The 1,720-nt window shown below is 59.0% G+C and carries 1 rRNA gene; it reads right to left on the minus strand.

The features are described 5' to 3' along the window. Positions 1-1,295 (minus strand): 23S ribosomal RNA (locus tag ACI793_RS19240); the annotation flags it as partial. Positions 1,296-1,720: the final 425 nt, after the last annotated feature.

Below are 1,720 nucleotides of genomic sequence, written 5' to 3' on the forward strand. Positions count from 1 at the left end.
CGGCTCAAGGCCAACGACGGGTTAATGTATGAATGCCACGGCTTCGGCGGTGTGCTTGAGCCCCGCTACATTGTCGGCGCGGAATCACTTGACCAGTGAGCTATTACGCACTCTTTCAAGGGTGGCTGCTTCTAAGCCAACCTCCTGGTTGTCTCTGCGACTCCACATCCTTTTCCACTTAGCACACGCTTAGGGGCCTTAGCCGATGATCTGGGCTGTTTCCCTCTCGACTACGAACCTTATCGCCCGCAGTCTCACTGCCACGCTCTCACTTACCGGCATTCGGAGTTTGGTTGACGTCAGTAACCTTGTGGGGCCCATCGGCCATCCAGTGCTCTACCTCCGGCAAGAAACACGTGACGCTGCACCTAAATGCATTTCGGGGAGAACCAGCTATCACCGAGTTTGATTGGCCTTTCACCCCTACCCACAGCTCATCCCCTCAGTTTTCAACCTAAGTGGGTTCGGTCCTCCACGCGGTCTTACCCGCGCTTCAACCTGGCCATGGGTAGATCACTCGGCTTCGGGTCTAGAGCACGCGACTCATTCGCCCTATTCGGACTCGCTTTCGCTACGGCTACCCCCCACGGGTTAACCTCGCCACGTACCACTAACTCGCAGGCTCATTCTTCAAAAGGCACGCAATCACCCCGCCCCGAAGGACTAAGGCTCTCACGGCTTGTAGGCACACGGTTTCAGGTACTATTTCACTCCCCTCCCGGGGTACTTTTCACCTTTCCCTCACGGTACTTGTCCGCTATCGGTCACCAGGGAGTATTCAGGCTTAGCGGGTGGTCCCGCCAGATTCACACCGAATTTCACGGGCTCGGTGCTACTTGGGAAACACGTCCGGGAGATGCAGCGTTTTCGTGTACGGGGCTCTCACCCTCTACGGCGACCCCTTCCAGAGGCCTTCCACTAACACATGCATTTTCTTACTCCCCGTACCCTCGGCAGAAGGTACTGGACGGTCCCACGACCCCGACCACACAACGCCTGCCGGCTATCACATGCGATCGGTTTAGCCTCATCCGCTTTCGCTCGCCACTACTCACGGAATCACGGTTGTTTTCTCTTCCTGTGGGTACTGAGATGTTTCACTTCCCCACGTTCCCTCCACACGCCCTATGTGTTCAGGCGCGGGTCACACCACATGACTGGTGCGGGGTTCCCCCATTCGGAAATCCTCGGATCAACGCTCGGTTGACAGCTCCCCGAGGCTTATCGCAGCCTCCTACGTCCTTCATCGGCTCCTGGTGCCCAGGCATCCACCGTGTGCCCTTAACAACTTGGCCACACAAAAAACACCGCACACCGTCCCCGGAAGGAAACGCTGTGCGGGCCTACAAGAACTCTCGACAAAACAAGAGTCAAAAAGATGCTCGCGTCCACTGTGCAGTTCTCAACGTACGACCAGACACCCCCCACACAACCCCGCCGACCCAGACACCCCGCAAGGGCTGGTGGTACGAGATCAGGAAGGCCCTGACACAAGAGCAACGTCCACGACCCAAGGCGTTCCCACCCCGGCCGAGCCCGCTCTCTCAGGACCCAACAGCGTGCCTACGACCGGCCACCCACCACCACCCCGTTCCACACGCCACACGTGACGCCGTACTAGGGGCAGCCGCAGCTGCCGGCCGAACTGGTCAGCGTTCCACCCTCGAGCACCACCCCACACGCTGCGCCGGCACCCCCAGACGGGGCACCGATCATGGTG

Source organism: Blastococcus sp. SYSU DS0617 (genome assembly GCF_054051075.1).